General features: G+C 37.0%; 12 protein-coding genes. 1 reads left to right on the top strand and 11 read right to left on the bottom strand.

The features are described 5' to 3' along the window. Position 1 precedes the first annotated feature (1 nt). The 7 genes from prwr041_RS08930 to prwr041_RS08900 all read right to left on the bottom strand — a co-directional run bounded on the left by prwr041_RS08930 (position 2) and on the right by prwr041_RS08900 (position 13,923). Complete coding sequence (locus prwr041_RS08930; RefSeq protein ID WP_207153465.1) at positions 2 to 1,642, bottom strand: fimbrillin family protein; 1,641 nt, start codon at positions 1,640 to 1,642, stop codon at positions 2 to 4. A 56-nt stretch (positions 1,643 to 1,698) separates the two neighbouring features. Next, on the bottom strand, positions 1,699 to 3,288 hold the full coding sequence (locus prwr041_RS08925; RefSeq protein ID WP_237072191.1) for a fimbrillin family protein: 1,590 nt from the start codon (positions 3,286 to 3,288) through the stop codon (positions 1,699 to 1,701). A gap of 119 nt (positions 3,289 to 3,407) precedes the next feature. Next, on the bottom strand, positions 3,408 to 6,017 hold the full coding sequence (locus tag prwr041_RS08920) for a fimbrillin family protein (protein ID WP_237072190.1): 2,610 nt from the start codon (positions 6,015 to 6,017) through the stop codon (positions 3,408 to 3,410). A gap of 57 nt (positions 6,018 to 6,074) precedes the next feature. Next, positions 6,075 to 8,669, bottom strand: coding sequence for a fimbrillin family protein (locus tag prwr041_RS08915; protein ID WP_237072189.1), 2,595 nt, complete (start codon positions 8,667 to 8,669; stop codon positions 6,075 to 6,077). 57 nt (positions 8,670 to 8,726) lie between these two features. Next, positions 8,727 to 10,529, bottom strand: coding sequence for a fimbrillin family protein (locus prwr041_RS08910; protein WP_207153464.1), 1,803 nt, complete (start codon positions 10,527 to 10,529; stop codon positions 8,727 to 8,729). Between the two features lie 58 nt (positions 10,530 to 10,587). Next, positions 10,588 to 12,210, bottom strand: coding sequence for a fimbrillin family protein (locus prwr041_RS08905; RefSeq protein WP_207153463.1), 1,623 nt, complete (start codon positions 12,208 to 12,210; stop codon positions 10,588 to 10,590). A gap of 57 nt (positions 12,211 to 12,267) precedes the next feature. Beyond that, positions 12,268 to 13,923 carry a fimbrillin family protein gene (locus prwr041_RS08900; protein ID WP_207153462.1) on the bottom strand — a complete coding sequence of 552 codons (1,656 nt, stop codon included), beginning with the start codon at positions 13,921 to 13,923 and terminating at the stop codon, positions 12,268 to 12,270. 136 nt (positions 13,924 to 14,059) lie between these two features. Here prwr041_RS08900 and prwr041_RS08895 point away from each other — a divergent pair, with 136 nt between their 5' ends. Continuing rightward, positions 14,060 to 15,379: an ATP-binding protein gene (locus prwr041_RS08895; RefSeq protein WP_207153461.1), complete on the top strand. Its 1,320-nt coding sequence runs from the start codon at positions 14,060 to 14,062 to the stop codon at positions 15,377 to 15,379. Between the two features lie 20 nt (positions 15,380 to 15,399). Here the strand turns inward: prwr041_RS08895 and prwr041_RS08890 are convergent, their stop codons facing one another. Genes prwr041_RS08890 through prwr041_RS08875 form a run of 4 tightly spaced genes read right to left on the bottom strand, consistent with a single transcriptional unit; the run spans position 15,400 to position 22,389 of the window. Next, entirely contained in the window at positions 15,400 to 16,968 is a 1,569-nt protein-coding gene (locus prwr041_RS08890; RefSeq protein ID WP_207153460.1) for a fimbrillin family protein, read from the bottom strand. A gap of 57 nt (positions 16,969 to 17,025) precedes the next feature. Next, on the bottom strand, positions 17,026 to 18,879 hold the full coding sequence (locus prwr041_RS08885; protein WP_207153459.1) for a fimbrillin family protein: 1,854 nt from the start codon (positions 18,877 to 18,879) through the stop codon (positions 17,026 to 17,028). Between the two features lie 58 nt (positions 18,880 to 18,937). Then, on the bottom strand, positions 18,938 to 20,632 hold the full coding sequence (locus prwr041_RS08880; protein WP_207153458.1) for a fimbrillin family protein: 1,695 nt from the start codon (positions 20,630 to 20,632) through the stop codon (positions 18,938 to 18,940). Positions 20,633 to 20,688: 56 nt separating this feature from the next. Then, on the bottom strand, positions 20,689 to 22,389 hold the full coding sequence (locus prwr041_RS08875; protein ID WP_207153457.1) for a fimbrillin family protein: 1,701 nt from the start codon (positions 22,387 to 22,389) through the stop codon (positions 20,689 to 20,691). Positions 22,390 to 22,402 lie beyond the last annotated feature (13 nt).

Raw genomic sequence — 22,402 nt, 5'->3', positions numbered from 1 at the left:
TTTAATTAGCTGAAACGAAGCTTATTCGGGCGTAACCATTACCATAACGAACTCCAGTCTGAAAAGCTCCATTGTTTACTCCACCGATATAACCAGAACCACCACCTCCATTTGTTCCTATTACGACTCCGCCATCTCCTGCGGCATTACCGCCATACCACCCACCACCTCCGGCACCACCATAATCAGCAGCGTTACCACCATATCCAAATCCACCTTTTATACCATCAGGACCAACTCCTGTCTGAGTGCCACCAGTATTTCCTTTTGTAGTGCTTGTTGTATTAGCATTTAAATAATATATGGTATTACTACCTAATCCAACCTCTCCGCCGCCACTTAAATATTTTGATATGTCTTGATCAGCCCATGAACCATTGCTTCCGGCTCCTCCACCAACTACTAAAACTGTTGATTTGTAGGCCGAAAGATCTTTTAAAAGACCGGCATGTGTCGCAATATGAGTAGCACCTCCGCCGCCATATTTTCCTTCAGGTATAGATCCGATACCGCCACCATTATAGCTAGTTCCATCAGCATAGTAATTAACATCATAACCTTTACCACCTACAACTATGTATAAGATATCTCCCTGTGTTAGCCTTTTATAACCGCCAGCATATCCACCTGGAGCATTTGTATGTGATCCCCACCCTCCACTTTGTGCTCCCCAAACTTCTAACCTGTATGTTCCTGTGTAAGGTGCAGTAAATGTCTGTACAGTACCTGTATAATCATAATTAAAAACTATTGTTTTTGACAGATTATAAGTATAAATATCATTTGCAGTCCATGCTCCAGATATTGTTGTAGAAAACGTAGTTCCATTATTGTAAACTAATGAAACAGTTGCATTATTAAAAGCTTGAGGAATCATCATCAATGTATAAACATCAGATGTAATATTTGCTCCGGCAGATCCTGTTATTGTAGTAGATGGCAATACAGTAAATGATGATGTTGCAGAACTAGGACTCCATCCACTTCCAAAAGTGTATATGCCAGTATTTTTTATTCCTGTTATAGTTATTGATTTTATGGTTCCGCTAGGTAGTCCGTTAATACCAACCGCAAACTTTACAGCTGCAAAAATATGATTGAATATCAATGGGGTAGAAGAATTGGTATTTCCACTAATATTATTAGCTGTAGCTGTCATTATATCAATCTGGTTAACTGCATCATTTGGGACTATATATGATAGTGTTGGCGCAGATCCAACGGTATGAGAAATGTTACCAGAAATACTAGTAGGGTAGTATGCGTAGAAGTTTATCGTCTTATTAGTGATTCCTGACCAATAATAATGAGAAGGAGTTGTCTGCCATATGTTATTAGTGGAAGATACAGCCGCATTATTAATTAATGTACTGTAATTGCCAGCTCCGTCATTTTGATCTGCTATTAGGTTAAATGTGTTGGAAGTGCTTAATGATGCATCAGTAATTGGGGTTGCACGTGAGGTCTTAGAGCTAGACAATGAATCTGTATTTTGCCATTCGGGTACAGATACAGAAAAGTTAATTTGTTCATTATTATTTCCTTCAAGAATATTCATTTCGTTTGCACATGAAGAAAACGTAGAAATAATAATCAATAATAAAAATGATACATTGATACCTCGCAAATACTTCTTTACCATAACTCAGTCCTTTCTCTTCTCTCCGCGAGAGAAGAGAAAAGAATGAGAACAAGCATTTAATTGGCTGAAACGAAAGTTATTCTTGCATAGCCATCACCAGAACGTACTCCATTACTCATACCTGTAGATCCACTTATTAAACTAGTTCCAATATGTCCAGAACCGCCACCTCCTGAGCCAATCTGAGGTTGTCCTGACGATCCTCCACCGTACCAACCACCACCTCCAGCTCCAGCGGAATCGTTATTCGTCGTTCCAATATTTCCTCCTTGTCCAAAAGAGCCACTTCCTATGCCTGTACCACCTGTGGTTTGTGTACCTCCGGAACCACTGGAGGTTCCATCTCCGCCAGTTGTACCTCCACCAACACCAACTGGGGTACCATCACCACCACCACCACCACCTGCAACAAGTAGTATTTCTGCTTGATATGATAGATAATTTTTAAGAACTCCTCTATTAGTTATCGCAATATGTGTGGCCCCTCCTCCTCCACATTGTCCATAACCACCACCATTATATCCAGCGGTAAGAGGATTAGACAAAATACTTCCATTAAGATTATAAGTCCCAGCTCCACCTATACAAAAGTATAATAAAGAACTTTGAGTTAAATATATATTCCCAAATGCATATCCACCATATCCACCGCCTCCGCCTTGCGCACCCCATACTTCCAACTTATATGTACCTGTAACTGGTATGGTGTAGGTTTGAACTGTACCCGTATAATCAAAAGTCTTTGGTGCATAAGATAAATGATATTTATATACCTTTCCAGCTTCCCATGTGCCTGATATAGTTTTAGTAAGTGTCCCTCCATTACTATAAGAGATTGTTATTGTTATATTATTAATATTTTGAGGTACCATCATCAGGGTATAATTTCCTGAATAAATATCTTCTCCAGAAATTCCTGTAATTGTCTTTGACTGTGATATAGTGAATGTTTTGGAACCTGTTACATTTGACCAGCCACTACCAAATGTATATGTTCCTGAATTAGCAACATTACCTATTGATATTGAGGAGATTGTTCCACTGCCAATTCCAGCACTTCCTACAGAAAATTGAATTGCTGCAAATATATGATTAAAGGATAAAGGTGTAGATGAATTTGAGTTTCCACTAACATTAGTCCCTGTAGCCGTCATTATATCTACTTGAGTTGTTGCGTCTGCGGGAACTGTGTATGTTAATATTGGAGTTGTACTTGCCGTGTGAGTTATAGTTCCATTTGTGATACTTGCGGGGTAGTACGCATAGAAATTAACCGTTTTGTTTGCGCCAGGCCAATAATGATCAGCTACTGTTTCCCAAATCTTATTGGTTGTATTATACGAAACGACTTCTTGGTTTATTTCTGTTATATAATTACTTCCATTTACAACATCCGCAATTATTCCAAATGTTTTATCAGTTCCAAGAGAAGCATCTGTTATTGGAGTTGCACGTGTTTCTGTTTTAGCAGAATTGCTAGCTATAGAATCATTACCCTTCCAAGAAGGGACAGATACAAAAAAGTTAATTTGTTCATTATTATTTCCATCAAGCATATTCATTTCGTTAGTACATGAACAAAACATGGAAATAATGATTAATAACAGAAGCGATACATTTATCCTAAGCAAATACTTCTTTCCCATAACTCAATTCTTTTCTCTTCTCTCCGCGAGAGAAGAGAAAAGAATTGAGAACAGGTATTTAATTAGCAGAAACGAAGGTTATACGAGCATATCCATTGTTAAACTGATTTCATTTATTTTTATGGAATCCACGTTATTACAGCATAGCCGTTACCTTCACGTACTCCACTGTCCATGTAACCACTTGATACTCCACCGATGTAACCAGAACCGCCACCACCAGGGGATGAAACATCTTTTCCGCCTCCGCCACCATACCAGCCGCCACCACCACCGCCGCATGAGTCAGTTCCGCTATCATATGAATTTCCTCCCCTACCAAAAGTTCCTTTATTTCCTCCAATACCACCTTCGGACTGAGTACCTCCGTATCCATATCCTTGAGTATTGTATGTATTAGGAATGTCAATACCATTTCCGCCGTTACTTCCACCACCAGCACCACCATTATCTCCACCATCTGGACCACCGCCACCGCCAGCAACTATATAAACCTCTGACTGATTGTTGACATAGTTAGATAATAGACCGCGATTATAACTTGCTATGTGGGTAGCACCGCCGCCGCCCTCTTGCCCGTTTCCACCACCATTGTAACCTCCAGTGTAAGGTGAAAGGCTAGGAAAAACATTTGATTGCGAACCTTGCCCACCTATAACGATAGTTAGCGCACTACTTCCTACTAGATTAGTATAACCTCTAGCATAACCTCCGTTACCACCAGTGCCAAAGTTGCCACTTACACCGCCACAGGAACCTTGTGCTCCCCAACATTCAAATTTGCTTGTTCCATATAAAGGTATAGTAAAACTTTGAACAGCACCTGTATAGTTGAAGTTTGCAATGAATTTATAAAAAGTACGACTTGTATTAGTTGCTGTTAATGCAGAATAGCTCCCTGATGAGATAGTTGCAGAAAGAGGAGCTGACCATGCATCATTATCTGCTGTAATGCTGTTGAATGTCGTACCTGAGCCTGCCTTTGCTATATAATAATACTTATTATTGTAAAGCAAAGGTTGATTTCCAGAGAAATTACTTGATGCGGTAACTATTGTCTTATCAGAAGAATCGGAATATGTTGAATTTCCTCCCGTATATGTCCGTGTTGTAGGAACACTCTTTGTTCCTAGAGTTATAACAGCTAGTCCCATTTTGTGTGCCATATCAAAAGTAATACTGCTAGCTGTATTGCTTATTGTTCCCATGGCAACTTGCAGGTCATTTCCTTTAAAATCACTTGTTGTGTTTTGATTTGCTGTAACAGACCAACCAGAAATGAGATTATTAAAAAATGCGTCAGCTGTAGTTGCTGCAGCCGTAACGCTTGATGTTTGAGATGATTTATACGGATAATAAACGAAATACTTATACTGTGGAGAAAATAAAATGTTATTATCTAAAATCCAACTACTGCCATTATAAGTAGCTTTTACATTTGAATTCTTTATATTATTGTTCTGATCCACTACATATATGCCAACAGCTTCTCCGCTGTTAAAACTTGAAACTGGCGCCACGGTTCCTCCCCAAGAACTAGGGTAGGAAATAGCTCCTAATGTCATAGTGTTAACCGAAGATGTTGACAACTTATATATAATAGATGTACCAGGGTTCCATATAGTTCCTGCCAGAGAGGCAGTAAGAGTCTTGTCTCCGTTTCCATTATTGAACACAGCCTCAATGACAGCAGTACTACCTGATGCAAAAGTTTGGGGTATCATCATCATTGTGGTTGTACCACTTGTTAGAGCAACATCAGATGTACCATCAATGGTGATACCAGTAGTACCATTCAGATTTATAGTCATATTACCTGTACTTGTACCACTACTTGTGTTCCAAGTATTAGTAGAAAGATTATAAGTTGCTGTAGTTATTGCGTTTTTTATTGATAAACTCTTGAAAACACCAGGCACCATATCCTTACCAACGGCAAAAGTTATGACTGTAAGAGCATGAGAGAATGACATATCAACTCCTGCCGCAATGGATATGGTATTTCTTGTCTGATTCAATGTCTTGGCAACCATCAGGTCTGGTTGTTTTGTCACATCAGTATTAGCTGTATATGTTATAGATGGCGTACCAGTTGACGAAGCACTCGCAACGGTCACATCATTGTTACCAAAAGGAGTATAGGCGAAGAAAGACAGTTTATCACCATTGTCTGGCCAGAAATAGTCAGCACCCGTTTTCCAGATGCTTCCAGAAGTACTAACTTGTTGATTATTTATGAAATCCGGCGCTGTACCACTTACATCTGTAGCAGTACTTGGTATTCTGTAAGCAAGAACGCCAAATGAATTAATCATATTGGCAGATACGTAAGGTGCTCCACGGGTAGGAACGACAGTTTCGGTTGACTCGTCCAGAATGCGTGTTCCACTTTTAGTTACAGGTTTATCTTTGGAATTCAGTATATGTATTCCTATTTGTGTTACAGGGTGCAGGTAAAGTGCATGCTTCAGCTCTGATTTCACAATAATAGGACCATGTTCATTACTTTGACAAACGGCACGACTTATTTTGGATTCCGCGGATGAACTATTAGAATTACCATCACTCCAAGAGGCTGAAGCAATGGCTTTAAACGAAATCTTATTCGTGGATAAATCAGAATATACAAAGTCTTCATTTGAGCATGAGCATAGAAGTACTATTGTAATTGATACTATAAATAATGATAATAATGAGCCTTTCTTCTTATATCTATTCTTACTATACATTTCTCAATCCTTTTCTCTTCTCTCCGCGAGAGAAGAGAAAAGAATGAGAATAGGCATTTAATTAGCTGAAACAAAGGTTATTCTAGCGTAACCATTGCCTGTCCGTATACCGTCTGATGTTCCCCCATTAGTAACACCATCAATATATCCAGAACCGCCTGAACCATAACCTACGTATATCGAACCACCAGAACCACTATATCCACCATACCAACCTGCTCCACCAGCAGAATCTCCTATTACAGATTGACCTAATCCAAAAGAATATCCTGTAGTTTGCGTTCCTCCACATTCTCCTCCTCCTGACAAACCTCCACCACTACCTCCATTCCCGTGTCTAGATGCAGGCTCTAAATTAATTTGGTCACGTGCACCACCACCTCCTCCTGCCACTATAAAGATAGCAGACCTATTGGAATTAAGGGTAGATAATAAACCAGGAATATTTGCAATATGAGTTGCTCCACCTCCAGAACTAGTATAATGATTAACAGAATTATTCCCAGTGACATTACCACCTCCATTGTATCCTCCAGTTAATGATTGATACATATCAGTTGCTCCGACTCCTGCTCCTCCTACATATATATATACATTTTTATCCTTAGAAAAAAAAGTATTTCCATAGGAATATCCTCCTAACCCCCCTGTATATGAAGCTGATATACCTGTAGATCCACCTTGTGCTCCCCAAACTTCTAATTTACTTGTCCCATATAAAGGAATTGTAAAACTTTGAACAGCACCTGTATAGTTGAAGTTTGCAATGAATTTATAAAAAGTACGGCTTGTATTAGTTGCTGTTAATGCAGAATAGCTCCCTGATGAGATAGTTGCAGAAAGAGGAGCCGACCATGCATCATTATCTGCTGTAATGCTGTTGAATGTTGTACCTGAGCCTGCCTTTGCTATATAATAATACTTATTATTGTAAAGCAAAGGTTGATTTCCAGAGAAATTACTTGATGCGGTAACTATTGTCTTATCAGAAGAATCTGAAAATGTTGAATTTCCTCCTGTGTATGTCCTTGTTGTAGGAACACTCTTTGTTCCTAGAGTTATAACAGCTAGTCCCATTTTGTGTGCCATATCAAAAGTAATACTGCTTGCTGTGCTGCTTATTGTACCCATTGCAACTTGCAGGTCATTTTCTTTAAAATCACTTGTCGTGTTTTGATTTGCGGTAACAGACCAACCAGAAATGAGATTAGTAAAAAATGCGTCAGCTGTAGTTGCAGCAGCCGTAACGCTTGATGTTTGAGATGATTTATACGGATAATAAGCGAAATACTTATACTGTGGAGAAAATAAAATATTATTATCTAAAATCCAACTACTGCCATTATAAGCAGCTCTTACATTTGAATTCTTTATATTGTTGTTCTGATCCACTACATATATGCCAACAGCTTCTCCGCTGTTAAAACTTGAAATCGGCGCCACTGTTCCTCCCCAAGAACTAGGGTAGGAGATAGTTCCTAATGTCATTGTGTTAACCGAAGATGTAGACAACTTATATATTGTAGATGTACCAGAATTCCATGTAGTTCCTGCCAGAGAGGCAGTAAGAGTCTTGTCTCCGTTTCCATTATTGAATACAGCTTCTATATATGCGGTGCTGCCAGACGAGAAAGTTTGTGGAATCATCATCATAGTACTTGTTCCACTGGTAAGCGCTACGTCTGCAGTGCCATCAATAACTATTCCTGTTGTTCCGTTGAGAGTAATACTTATGTCCCCTGTACTTGTACCATTGATTGTGTTCCAGGCGTTTGTACTTAAATTATATGTTGCGGTTGTTATAACCCCTTTTATAGCAATGCTCTTGAAAACACCAGGTACCATGTCTTTACCAACAGAGAATGTGATTGCCGTGAGAGCATGATAGAATGACATATCAACTCCTGCCGCAATGGATGTGGTATTTCTTGTCTGATTCAATGTCTTGGCAACCATCAGGTCAGGTTGTTTTGTCACGTCAGTGTTAGCAGTATATGTTATAGATGGGGTACCAGTTGACGAAGCACTTGCAACGGTTACATCATTGTTGCCAAAAGGAGCATAGGCGAAGAAAGACAGTTTATCACCATCGTCAGGCCAGAAATAGTCAGCACCCGTTTTCCAGATGCTTCCAGAAGTACTAACTTGTTGATTATTTATGAAATCCGGCGCTGTACCACTTACATCTGTAGCAGTACTTGGTATTCTGTAAGCAAGAACGCCAAATGAATTAATCATATTGGCAGATACGTAAGGTGCTCCACGGGTAGGAACGACAGTTTCGGTTGACTCGTCCAGAATGCGTGTTCCACTTTTAGTTACAGGTTTATCTTTGGAATTCAGTATATGTATTCCTATTTGTGTTACAGGGTGCAGGTAAAGTGCATGCTTCAGCTCTGATTTCACAATAATAGGACCATGTTCATTACTTTGACAAACGGCACGACTTATTTTGGATTCCGCGGATGAACTATTAGAATTACCATCACTCCAAGAGGCTGAAGCAATGGCTTTAAACGAAATCTTATTCGTGGATAAATCAGAATATACAAAGTCTTCATTTGAGCATGAGCATAGAAGTACTATTGTAATTGATACTATAAATAATGATAATAATGAGCCTTTCTTCTTATATCTATTCTTACTATACATTTCTCAATCCTTTTCTCTTCTCTCCGCGAGAGAAGAGAAAAGAATGAGAATAGATGTTTAATTAGCTGAAACGAAGGTTATTCTAGCATATCCATTACCTGAATGACCTGTTTCGGTTCCACCAGTAGGTGAAGGCATACCATATAAAGTTCCTTTTGTATCTGTCCAATTAAATCCTTGTCCATCTATCATTTTTGTATTATTAAAGACATAAGGAACTCCATTTATATAAAGAATACTTTGACCAGTAAATGAGCATATATCATAAGTCTCATTTAACGAGTTTACAGTTCTTGTTCCTGTAATTGTTTTATCATAATTTATTGCATTACAGCCATTATGACCTGATATAAAAGAACTTCCACCTGTTGATCCTAAATATAAAGTTCCCATACCTATAGCATCACCAGTTACCCCCCCCTGATAACCTCCTCCAGCTCCACTAGCAGTAATACTTAAATCTGCATTTTCGCCAAAGCATAAACGATAACCATTTGTTTGATTCACAATAAAATTATTAATGCTTGTGTTATTGCTATTATAAGCGACAAGTCCTCCTGCTGCACCTGCCAAATAAGATCTTTCGCATCCACCACCGCCACCTGCAACCATGATTCTTGATTTTATAGAATTGAATTCACCAAATTCACCACCAATTATTCTAATATCTGTTTCACCTCCGCCTGAAGAACAAGCACCATCATTGGCCGCTCCCATACCACCTCCATTGTAAGTCCTATACATTTCATTTAGTAAAGATCCTTTTTGACCGACATAAATATATAATACTGTTCCTGATAACAAATAAATATTACCTGACGTGTATCCGCCAAGTCCACCATCTGGATAAGGAAAATTTTGATTAGAAATAGTTCCCCCTTGAGCTCCCCAGCATTCTATTTTATAAGTTCCAGTGTAAGGAGCTGTAAATGTTTGAGCTGCACCAGTATAGTCATAATTACGAACTATAGTTTTAGACAGATTATAAGTATAAACTCCACCAGCATTCCACGTTCCTGATATTGTAGTAGAAAACGTTGTGCCATTACTGTAAACTAATGAAATAGTTGCATTGCTGAATATTTGTGGTATCATCATTAATGTGTATGTATCAGATGTAATACTAACACCAGATGTACCTGTTATTACAGTTGATGGTGAAATCACAAATGTATTAGAGCCTTTTACATTTGACCATCCGCTTCCAAACGTATAAGTTCCTGAATTATGAATTCCACTTATGGATATAGACTTTATTGTACCGCTAGGTAATCCACTAGCTCCTACACTGAACTTAACAGCTGAAAATATGTGATTAAAAATTAATGGGGTAGAAGATGTAGTGCTTCCCGGAACACTATTACTTGTTGCTGCTATTATATCAATTTGGCTTGTGACATCATCGGAAACTGTATATAATAATGTTGGTGCAGAGCCTGTTGTATGAGAGATATTACCAGAAATACTAGTAGGATAGTATGCGTAGAAGTTAACAGTTTTATTTGCAATTCCTGACCAATAATAATTAGAAGAAGTTGTCTGCCATATGCTATTAGTGAAAGATACAGCTTCTTTATCTATAAATGTGCAGTAATTACCAGTTCCGTCATTTTGGTCTGCAATTAAGTCAAATGTGTTGGAAGTACTTAATGATGCATCAGTAATTGGTGTAGCACGTGAAGTCTTACATCTAGACAATGAATCTGTATTTTTCCATTCTGGTACGAATACAGAAAAGTTAATTTGTTCATTATTATTCCCATCAAGCATGTTCATTTCGCCAGTACAAGAACAAAATGTAGAAATAATAATTAATAATAAAAATAATATATTAAGACCTTGCAAAAACTTTCTTACCATAACTCAATTCTTTTCTCTTCTCTCCGCGAGAGAAGAGAAAAGAATTGATAATAGGTATTTAATTAGCAGAAATAAAGGTTATTCTTGCATAACCATTGCCGGAACGAACACCTGCTGTTGTGTTTGCATTTTGAAGATTTCCATAATATGAAGATCCACCTCCACCACTTACATTAAAGCCTTGTGATTTTGCGCCACCATACCAACCTCCACCACCAGCGCCACCATCTCCATTAGCATCTGCGGCACCTCCACCAATACCAAATGAACCATTTATCCATCCAATTCCTCCTGATGTTTGAGTTCCTCCTGTTGCAATTATGGGATTAGTAACATCAGATGATGCAGAACCATTTCCTCCTATCAAACCACCACCACCACCACCTTCTGTATAATCGTTAGAACCACCACCACCACCACCTACAATAATTCGACTATTTAAACTTGTGGTGTTATTCCAAGCACCCAAAACCGTTCTTATATCTGTTGCGCCACCTCCACCAGAAGCACCTTGATAACAAGTTCCACCACCATTCCATCCACCCCAATTATTAGGTAATGTATTGACATCTACAAACCCTTGACCTTGCCCTCCTACATACACGTATAGAATAGAACCAGATTGCAAGCTTATATTTCCAGTCGTATAACCACCTTTTCCACCCTTACCAGTCCATGGTGATGTTACCATACTTCCACCTTGTGCTCCCCAAACTTCTAACTTGTATATCCCAGAGTAAGGAGCTGTAAATGTTTGTGATGCACCTGTATAGTCATAATTAAAAACAATAGTTTTAGACAGATTATAAGTATAAACTCCACCAGCATCCCACGTTCCCGATATTTTAGCAGAAAACGTAGTTCCATTATTGTAAACTAATGAAACATCTGCATTGCTTAAAGCTTGAGGAATCATCATTAAGGTATATACATCAGATGTAATATTTTCTCCATTAGCACCTGTTATAATAGTAGATGGCGATATTGTAAAAGATGATGTTGTTGGATCAAGAGTCCAGCTACTGCCAAAAGTATATGTTCCAGAATTATGAATTCCACTAATTGTTATTGATTTAATAGTTCCACTCGGTAGCCCGTTAGTACCAACAGCAAACTTTACTGCTGCAAATATATGATTGAATGTCAATGGGATAGAAGAATTAGTATTGCCACTTACATTATTACCCGTAGCAGTAATTATATCAACCTGGTTACTAGATTCTGTAGGTACTGTATATGATAATATTGGTGAAGATCCAACGGTATGAGAAATATTACCAGAAATACTAGTAGGGTAGTATGCGTAGAAGTTAACTGTTTTATTTGGAATTCCTGACCAATAATAATGAGAAGGAGTTGTCTGCCATATGTTATTTGTGAAAGATACAGCCTCTTTATTGATTAATGTACTGTAATTGCCAGCTCCGTCATTTTGATCTGCTATTAAGTTAAATGTGTTGGAAGTGCTTAATGATGCATCCGTAATTGGTGTTGCACGTGAAGTCTTTGAACTAGATAATGAATCTGTATTTTTCCATTCGGGTACAGATACTGAAAAGTTAATTTGTTTATTATTATTTCCATCTATAATATTCATTTCTCCAGTACATGAACAAAACATGGAAATAACTATTAATAACAAAAGTGATACATTTATCCTTAGCAAAGACTTCTTTCCCATAACTCAATCCTTTTCTCTTCTCTCCGCGAGAGAAGAGAAAAGAATGAGAATAAGTATTTAATTTGCAGAAACGAAGGTTATACGAGCATAACCGTTGCCTGAACGTACACCATTTTGCATTGATCCGCCAGAAACCCCTCCAATATATCCAGAACCTCCAGAACCGCCACAGCAACTTCCATCTCCAGAACCAGTGTATGAAAATCCACCATACCAGCCGCCACCACCACCACCGTTTCCTTCTGCTCCAGCCATTCCACCAACTGATTTAGTACCACCATCTTGTCCCTTGCCAAAAAGGTATCCGCTGTTTTGTGTTCCCCCATTAATTGTTATGCTAGCTACTCCGCCAGAACTCCATCCAGCTGTTGCTGCACTACCACCAGTAAGTCCACCACCAGTACCTGCATTGCTATTTATTGCACTGCCACCTGCCCCCCCCGCAATAATTAATAATTCGTTTTTATATGACGAATAGTTATTTAGTACGCCTCTATCTGTAATTGCAATATGCGTAGCTCCTCCACCACCACTTCCTCCTGCATAACTAGTTCCGTTTTCTCCATTTCCACCTCCATTATATCCACCAGCCCCGCCTGTTAATCCGTTATTTGTCTTTCCAACTCCACCTATGTATATATATAACTTAGTGCCAGATGCAATATATATTGTTCCTACTGCATACCCCCCCAATCCTATACTAGAAAAGCCTCCACTATAGGCCCCATTACTACCTCCTCCCCAAGTTTCAAGTTTATATGTACCAGTGTATGGAGCTGTAAATATCTGTAATCCACCAGTATAATCATAGTTATATATTATAGTTTTAGAAAGATTATAAGTATAAACCCCACCAGCATTCCACGTTCCTGATATTGTAGTTGAAAACGCAGTACCGTTATTATAAACTAATGAAACTATTGCATTGCTGAAAACTTGAGGAATCATCATCAAGGTATAAACATCAGATGTAATATTTGCTCCAGCCGATCCTGTTATTGCTGTAGATGGTGATACTGTAAATGATGATGTTGTTGAACCAGGAGTCCACCCATTACCAAAAGTATATGTTCCAGAATTATTTATACCGCTTATAGTTATCGATTTTATAGTTCCACTAGGTAGTCCGTTAGTTCCTACTGCAAATTTTACAGCTGCAAATATATGATTGAAAGTTAAAGATGTTGATGTAACTGTACTTCCTGATATATTAGGATTAATTGCTGTAATTATATCAATTTGGTTGCTAGCATCAGGAGGTACTGTATATAATAAAGTTGGAGCAGAGCCTGCTGTATGAGAAATATTACCAGAAATACTTGTAGGGTAGTATGCGTAGAAGTTAACTGTTTTATTTGCAATTCCCGACCAATAATAATGCGAAGGAGTTGTCTGCCATATGTTATTAGTGAAAGATACAGTCTCTTTATTGATTAATATACTGTAATTGCCAGTTCCGTCATTTTGATCTGCTATTAAGTTAAATGTGTTGGAAGTACTTAATGATGCATCCGTAATAGGTGTTGCACGTGAAGTCTTAGAGCTAGACAATGAGTCTGTGTTTTTCCATTCGGGTACAGATACAGCAAAGTTAATTTGTTCATTATTATTCCAAACAAGCATATTCATTTCACCAGTACATGAACAAAACAGAGAAACTATAATTAATAACAAAAGTGATACATTTGTCCTTAGCAAAGACTTCTTTCCCATAACTCAATTCTTTTCTCTTCTCTCCGCGAGAGAAGAGAAAAGACTAAAAACATTTGGTTTGTATGAAATAAAACAATATCTTTGCAGTATCGAAATGCACATTTCGGAACTGTTCATTTCTTATATAACATAGCTTATGAAATTCTTTGATAGAAAAAGAGAAATTAAAAAACTTAGGGAAATACGTGAACTGTCACACAATGTCGCTCAGTTTACAGTTGTTACAGGACGTCGCCGTATCGGCAAAACTTCTCTAATGCTTAAAGCATATACTGATGAACCTGTATTGTATTTCTTTGTGTCACGCAAGGCAGAAAGTGAGCTATGTGTTGATTTTGCTAATGAAATAGAAGAAAAACTTAATATTCCAATATTAGGAGGTACAGATAGATTTTCATTAATCTTTGAATATATAATGAAATTATCAAAGACAAGATCATTTACTCTTATAATTGATGAATTCCAAGAATTTCTCCGCGTCAATAAATCTGTATTTTCAGAAATGCAACGTATTTGGGATTTAAATAAACAAAATTCTAAAATTAATCTTCTTGTTTGTGGTTCTGTAAACTCACTTATGAATAAACTGTTTAAAGACAGTCATGAACCTTTATATGGAAGACAGACAGTAACTCTTAAGGTAGAACCATTTCCGCCATCTGTATTAAAAGAGATTCTAAATGAATATAATCCTTCCTATACCAAAGAAGATTTGCTATCACTTTACCTTTATACAGGGGGAGTTGCCAAATATATAGAACTGTTAATTGATAGTGGGGCTACAAGTTATTCCAAAATGATAGACCGAATAATTGATAATGATTCTCCATTCATAACTGAAGGTAAAAATATGCTGATAGAAGAATTTGGTAAAGATTATGGCATTTATTTTTCAATACTTACTCTCATAGCTCAAGGACATAACACTAGGGGTGATATAGAGGGAATCTTAAAAAGTGAAATTGGCGGCTATCTTACAAAGCTAGAGAAGGATTATAATTTAATTATAAAAAATCAGCCTCTTTTTGAGAAATCTTCAAATAAAAATGTTCACTATGCTATAGAAGATAATTTTCTTCGATTTTGGTTCCGTTTCATATACAAATACAATTATATGATAGAGGTCGGTGCATTCAAAAAGTTGAGAGAGATTGTTAAACGCGACTATGAATCATATAGTGGTAAGATTCTTGAAGGATACTTTAGAAGAATGATGATAGAATCAGAAAATTATACTCGTATTGGTAACTGGAGAGATCGTAAAGGAGAAAACGAAATTGACATAATAGCCTCTGATGATTTATGTAAGAAAGTTGAGTTTATAGAAGTGAAGCGTCAAAAATCAGATATAGATCTTTCAATACTTCGTTCGAAGGCTGCATCATTCTTTAAAACAGTTGGAGAATATAAAAAATATGAGATTTCTTATAAAGGTTTGGCAATGGATGATATGTAAAAGTTTATATTATAAGTATGTTAAGGAACAGATAGTAACGTTATTTTAGCCATGCCATTACCCGAATTGATATGTTCTTGAGATGTCCCATTTGCAACACCACTGGTAGAGTTACTACTATTATATCCGGCACCAATAATTATACGATCTGATAATTTTGATATAGCAATATTTGAAATTGTAACATTATATTTAGTTCCATCCCAGGCAACTATTAATTCTATTCCTGAATAACTTGCAGATGACACATCTATATCAACATTAATATATGCAGTAAAATGATATGCAGTTTTTGTAACATTGGTAACCGTAAAAGAATGTGATGGAGAATAATTGTATGCCGTAAAAGAACATTTGTCAAATCCACTCCCTGTCGCATCAACTTGATAGGTTCCTATTGAATTTCGCCAATATGGTCCATAATAACATGCATTTACATTTCCTTGGTATGCTAATGGTGGTGTATATATTAATCCATTTAATCTTATATCTGTAGCTCCATCACCATTTAAATATGATCCATCACTGTTTTTTCCTCCAACATAAATATATATAGTTTGCCCTGCATTCAAAGACTTTGTTCCAGAAGAATATCCACCCTTGACACTTCCTTCTGCTCCCCAAACCTCCAACTTGTATGTACCTGTAACTGGTGCGGTGTAGGTTTGAACTGCACCCGTATAAGCAAAGTTTCTTGGTAGATAAGACAGATTATATTTATATACAATCCCAGCTCCCCATGTTCCTGATATAGCTTTTGTTAATGTACTTCCATTACTATAAGTAATTGTTATAGTAACATTATTTATTGCTTGTGGAATCATCATCAAAGTATATGTACCAGAATAAATATCTTCTCCTGAAGTTCCTGTAATTGTCTTTGACTGTGATATAGTGAATGTTTTAGAACCAGTTACATTTGACCAGCCACTACCAAATGTGTATGTACCTGAATTAGCAACATTACCAATTGATATTGAGGAGATTGTTCCACTGCCAATTCCCCCACTTCCTACTGAAAATTGAATCGCTGCAAATATATGTTTGAATGTTAAAGATGTTGGTACTACTGTATTTCCAGGAACGTTGGTGCTCGTTGCTGTCATTATATCAATTTGGTTAGTTACATTATCAGGTATAGTATATGAAAAAGCAGGAGTAGATCCCGCTGAGCTATGTGGTATGAGGTTAAAGATACTTGTAGGGTAGTATGCATAGAAGTTAATAGTTTTATTTGCAATTCCTGACCAATAATAATCACTTGATGTTTTCCATATACTATTGGTACAAGTAACTACTTGACTATTTATTAATGTACTGTAATTGCCAACTCCGCCATTTTGATCTGCTATTAAGTTAAAACTTTTATCTGCACCAAATGAAGCATCCTGAATTGGTGTTGCACGTGAAGTCTTAGAGCTAGACAATGAATCTGTATTTTTCCATTCGGGTACAGATACTGAAAAGTTAATTTGTTCATTATTATTTCCATCTATAATATTCATTCCGTCAGTACATGAACAAAACATGGAAATAACTATTAATAACAAAAGTGATACATTTATCCTTAACAAAGACTTCTTTCCCATAACTCAATCCTTTTCTCTTCTCTCCGCGAGAGAAGAGAAAAGATTGAGAACAGGTATTTAATTAGCTGAAACAAAGGTTATTCTAGCGTAACCATTGCCTGTGTGTCCGGTTTCTGTTCCGCCAAAAGGTGATGGCATAACAGCATTACCTGCAATCATTTGTGAATTTGTAAATATGTATCCACTATAGTGATTCGAAGAACCTGTATGAACTATATTACTTTCAGTAGATAAATCTGATATAGCGTTACATCCTGTATATCCAGATATAAATGAAGAGCCACCACCGCCATTGGTATGCCCTCTACAAGATGCACCGCCACCATAATAGCCACCACCGCCACCAGAACCACCTTCAAAAAAACCTGTATATGAATTACCTCCATAGCCAAAACCTCCCATATAAAAAAGTGTGTTTGTTACAGTTACACCATTTATGGATTCTTTATCATCGGCACAATTACCGGCAGAAGTTTGAGATCCACCCGTACCCCTGTACATATTGTTAACAGCGTTTGCACCAGCAATATCAACACCATCTAATCCTGTCAAAGTTCCACCTTCTCCTGCAAAGGACGAAGCTCCAGTCCCAGCACCGCCTGCAGCAACCATAATACGATTTTTTAAACTAGTGAAGTTATTCCAAGTCCCATTTATTAATCTTATATCTGTTGCACCGCCACCGGGACCGCCTACTTGCCCACCAAGACCTTCATTAACAGAATTCCAGCCATTGCCGCCTCCATTATAACCTCCATAATAAACAGATGGATCTATGTTTAGATCTCCATAACCAGGGCATTGACCAATATAAATATATAATACTTCGTTTGCATTAAGTGATATATTTCCTTTTGTATATGCTCCATTGGCACCTAGATATGAATATATGGAACTAACACCTGATATATTTTTATTTGTAATACCACCTCCTTGTGCACCCCAACATTCTATTTTATATGTTCCTGAAATTGGTGCAGTGAAAGATTGGACAGCACCTGTATAGTTATATTCTCTTATAAAAGCTAGTTTGTAATTATATATATTTCCAGCTTCCCATGATCCTCCTGATATAACTTTTGTTAATGTTCCACCATTGCTATAAGTAATTGTTATAGTAACATTATTTATAGTTTGTGGAATCATCATCAAAGTATATGTGCCAGAATAAATATCTTCTCCTGAAGTTCCCGTAATTGTCTTTGACTGTGATATGGTGAATGTTTTAGAACCTGTTACATTTGACCATCCGCTACCAAATGTATATGTTCCTGAATTAGCAACATTACCTATTGATATTGATGAGATTGTTCCACTACCAATTCCGTCACTTCCTACTGAAAATTGAATCGCAGCAAATATGTGTTTGAATGTTAAAGATGTAGGTACTACTGTATTTCCAGGAATGTTGGTGCTCGTTGCTGTAATTATATCAATTTGGTTTGCTACATTATCAGGTATAGTATATGAAAAAGCAGGAGTAGAGCCTGCTGAGCTATGTGGTATGAGGTTAAAGATACTTGTAGGGTAGTATGCATAGAAGTTAATAGTTTTATTTGCAGTTCCTGACCAATAATAATCACTTGATGTTTTCCATAAATTATTGGTACAAGTAACAGCTTGACTATTTATCAATGTACTGTAATTACCAATTCCGTCATTTTGGTCTGCTATCAAGTTAAAACTTTGATCTGCACCAAATGAAGCATCCTGAATTGGTGTTGCACGTGAAGTTTTAGAGCTAGATAATGAATCTGTATTTTTCCATCCTGGTACAGATACAGAAAAGTTAATTTGTTTATTATTATTCCCATCAAGCATGTTCGTTTCGCCAGTACATGAAGAAAAAGTAGAAATAATAATTAATAACAAAAGCGATACATTTATCCTAAGCAAATACTTCTTTCCCATAACTCAATTCCTTTCTCTTCTCTCCGCGAGAGAAGAGAAAAGAATTGAAAACAGGTATTTAATTAGCTGAAACGAAGGTTATTCTTGCATAACCATTGCCAGTGTGTCCAGTTTCTGTTCCGCCAGAAGGTGATGGCATAGAAGTGTTGCCATCAATTATGATAGTTTTTGAAAATGTATATATTAAAGAATAAACTGCACAATCAGAATGTCCCGATATATACGAAGAACCACCACCGCCTGCACCATCTCCAGAATCAGATTGAACACCACCACCACCACCATAATATCCACCACCTCCACCACTTCCAAAGGCTAACCCTTGTCCTCCATATCCAAATCCTCCAGAAAAAGCGGTGCCATACTTAGAATCGTACCCTCCAGCCCCTCCTAATAATTGTGTACCTCCTTTTCCGGCAGGACCTATAGAACCTATATATCCACCACTAATTCCACCAGCATACCCATAAAGGGCATAGTAACTTTGTCCTATACCTCCACCACCACCGGCTACCATAATCCTTGATTTCAACGAATTCGAATTATTCCAAATACCAGAGATAGTTCTTATATCAGTAGCCCCACCACCTCCGCCTCTTGTGGCAGCTGTTGAAGCTGTTGTATTAGCATTACCTCCACCATTCCAACCTGCACCGCCTGTTGAGAATCCTGGACATGTTTGCCCTTTTTGGCCAACATATATATATAAAACAGAACCTTCTGTTTGTTTTATTTCTCCTGAAGTATATCCACCTTTACAACCATTTGGACCACCTTGAGCTCCCCAGCATTCTATTTTGTAAGTTCCATTTAAAGGTATTGTATAAGATTGCATATTGCCAGTATAATCAAAATTAGCTACAGATATAGTTTTTGAAATGTTATATGTGTATATGTTACCCGCTGTCCATACTCCCGATATTGATTTTGTAAGTGTTCCACCATTACTATAGGTCACAATTATACTTGCATCACTTCCTAATGTCTGTGGCATCATCATAAAGATCAGTGTTCCAGAAGTGATAGAAGTACCTGCATTGGTTGGTACTAATACGGTCTGTGAAAAAGATGTTTTAGACGTCGCATCCTGGATCCATGTTCCATTAAAGTTATAAACACCTTTATATAATATGTTATTCAAAGTAATACCAGTTATTGTTCCTGTAGGCATACCGGCGCTGCCTATACTAAACTGTACTGCTGCAAATATATGACTAAATGTTAAAGATGTTGAAGAATTTGTGTTTCCATTAACATTATTAGCTGTAGCAGTCATTATATCAATCTGGTTGACTGCATCATTTGGAACAGTATATGATAAAGTTGGAACAGAGCCTGCTGCATAAGAAATATTACTAGAAATACTTGTAGGGTAGTATGCGTAGAAGTTAACTGTTTTATTTGTAATTCCAGACCAATAATGGGGAATTGTGGTCTGCCACATGCTATTTATGAAAGAAACTGCTTCGTTATTGATTATTGTGCCGTAACTATTACTTCCATTATTGACATCAGCAATCATGTTAAAAGTGCTTGACGTTCCTAATGATGTTCCAGAAATTGGAGTAGCTCTAGAATCCTGATTTGAATTATTATCGTTATTTTTCCATTCCGGTACAGATACAGAAAAGTTAATTTGTTCATTATTATTTCCATCAAGTATATTCATTTCGTTTGCACATGAAGAAAACGTAGAAATAATAATCAATAATAAGAATGATACATTGATACCTCGCAAATACTTCTTTACCATAACCCAATCCTTTCTCTTCTCTCCGCGAGAGAAGAGAAAAGAATGGAAAAAGACATTTAGTTAGCGGAAACAAAGGTTATTCTTGCATAACCATTGCCCGCATGCCCAGTTTCTGTCCCACCTGTAGGTGAAGGCATAGATGAAGCACCATCAATCATTTGTGAATTAGTAAAAATATATCCAGAATAGTGATTCGGTAAGCCTGTATGTATAATATTACCAGATGTTGATGATTTATCAATAGCATTACAAACAGAATAACCTGATATGAAAGAAGAACCGCCACCACCACCATCAATATGGGTGTTGCCTGTTTCTGCTGTAGCAGAGTATCCTGAGTAATAACCATTTCCTCCACCCCCCCAATCAATATTATTATATAAAGTATACAAAGCTATTCCGAATCCATATCCTGCAGTTTGAGCACCGCCTGATATTACTCCAGATTTACTACTATAACCATTTATTCCACCAGCAGCGCCACCATCTTTACTTGCATTTTCACCACCACCTCCTCCACCAGCAACCATTATCCTTGATTTTAAACTTTCAAAATCATTCCAATTGGTATAATCTAATCTAATATCTGTGGCTCCTCCTCCAGAGGCTGAACCATTAGAGATTCCTCCTCCATTGAAAAAATCAGAACCTACTAAAATACCAGCTCTACCTACACACACATAAAATATTTGTCCATAATTTACTTTTATATATCCTTTTGTATATCCACCTTTACCTCCATAACCAATAACGACATCTGCATCATCATTTCCTCCTGATGCTCCCCAACATTCAATTTTATATGTCCCTGTGCATGGAGCTGTAAAGGTCTGAGATGCGCCAGTGTAATCATAATTAAAAACTATAGTTTTAGAAAGCTTATAAGTATAAACCTCACCTGTATTCCATGTTCCCGATATTTTAGCAGAAAACGTAGTGCCATTATTGTAAACTAATGAAACGGTTGCATTAGTAAAAACTTGAGGTATCATCATTAATGTAAAAGCATCAGATGTAATATTTTCTCCGCTAGTACCTGTTATTGTTGTAGATGGTGATACGGTAAATAATGATGTTGTAGAACCAAGAGTCCATCCACTTCCAAAAGTGTATGTGCCTGAATTCTTTATTCCACTTATCGTTATTGATTTTATAATTCCACTAGGCAATCCGTTAGTACCGACAGCAAAGTTCACAGCAGCAAATATATGATTAAAAGTTAATGGAGTAGAAGAATTAGTATTGCCGATAACATTATTATTTGTAGCTGTCATTATATCTAATTGATCAGATACATTATCAGGAACTGTATAGGATAAAGTAGGAGCAAAGCCTGCTGTATGAGAAATGTTAGTGAAAATACTAGTAGGGGAGTATGCATAGAAGTTCATGGTTTTATTTGCAGTTCCTGACCAATAATGATCAGCTGTCGTTTCCCACATCTTATTTACAGTATTATACTTAATCGTCTCTTTGTCGATTTCTGTTGTATAACTACTTTCATCGCTAACATCAGCTATCATTCCAAAAGTCTTATCTGTACCAAACGATGTATCCGTAATTGGTGTGGAACGTGAAGTTTTCGTCGTTTCCAATGAATCTGTATTTTTCCATTCTGGAACAGATACCAAAAAGTTAATTTGTTTATTATTATTTCCTTCAAAAATATTCATTTCGTTTGCACATGAAGAAAACGTAGAAATAATAATCAATAATAAAAATGATACATTGATACCTCGCAAATACTTCTTTACCATAACTCAATCCTTT

This window comes from Prevotella herbatica, assembly GCF_017347605.1.
GTDB lineage: Bacteria > Bacteroidota > Bacteroidia > Bacteroidales > Bacteroidaceae > Prevotella > Prevotella herbatica.
This window is presented reverse-complemented; position numbering and strand designations above follow the sequence as displayed.

Coding starts and splice junctions, on each gene's coding strand:
- prwr041_RS08930 (WP_207153465.1), bottom strand. CDS start 1,642: ATGGTAAAGAAGTATTTGCGAGGTATCAATGTATCATTTTTATTATTG.
- prwr041_RS08925 (WP_237072191.1), bottom strand. CDS start 3,288: ATGGGAAAGAAGTATTTGCTTAGGATAAATGTATCGCTTCTGTTATTA.
- prwr041_RS08920 (WP_237072190.1), bottom strand. CDS start 6,017: ATGTATAGTAAGAATAGATATAAGAAGAAAGGCTCATTATTATCATTA.
- prwr041_RS08915 (WP_237072189.1), bottom strand. CDS start 8,669: ATGTATAGTAAGAATAGATATAAGAAGAAAGGCTCATTATTATCATTA.
- prwr041_RS08910 (WP_207153464.1), bottom strand. CDS start 10,529: ATGGTAAGAAAGTTTTTGCAAGGTCTTAATATATTATTTTTATTATTA.
- prwr041_RS08905 (WP_207153463.1), bottom strand. CDS start 12,210: ATGGGAAAGAAGTCTTTGCTAAGGATAAATGTATCACTTTTGTTATTA.
- prwr041_RS08900 (WP_207153462.1), bottom strand. CDS start 13,923: ATGGGAAAGAAGTCTTTGCTAAGGACAAATGTATCACTTTTGTTATTA.
- prwr041_RS08895 (WP_207153461.1), top strand. CDS start 14,060: ATGAAATTCTTTGATAGAAAAAGAGAAATTAAAAAACTTAGGGAAATA.
- prwr041_RS08890 (WP_207153460.1), bottom strand. CDS start 16,968: ATGGGAAAGAAGTCTTTGTTAAGGATAAATGTATCACTTTTGTTATTA.
- prwr041_RS08885 (WP_207153459.1), bottom strand. CDS start 18,879: ATGGGAAAGAAGTATTTGCTTAGGATAAATGTATCGCTTTTGTTATTA.
- prwr041_RS08880 (WP_207153458.1), bottom strand. CDS start 20,632: ATGGTAAAGAAGTATTTGCGAGGTATCAATGTATCATTCTTATTATTG.
- prwr041_RS08875 (WP_207153457.1), bottom strand. CDS start 22,389: ATGGTAAAGAAGTATTTGCGAGGTATCAATGTATCATTTTTATTATTG.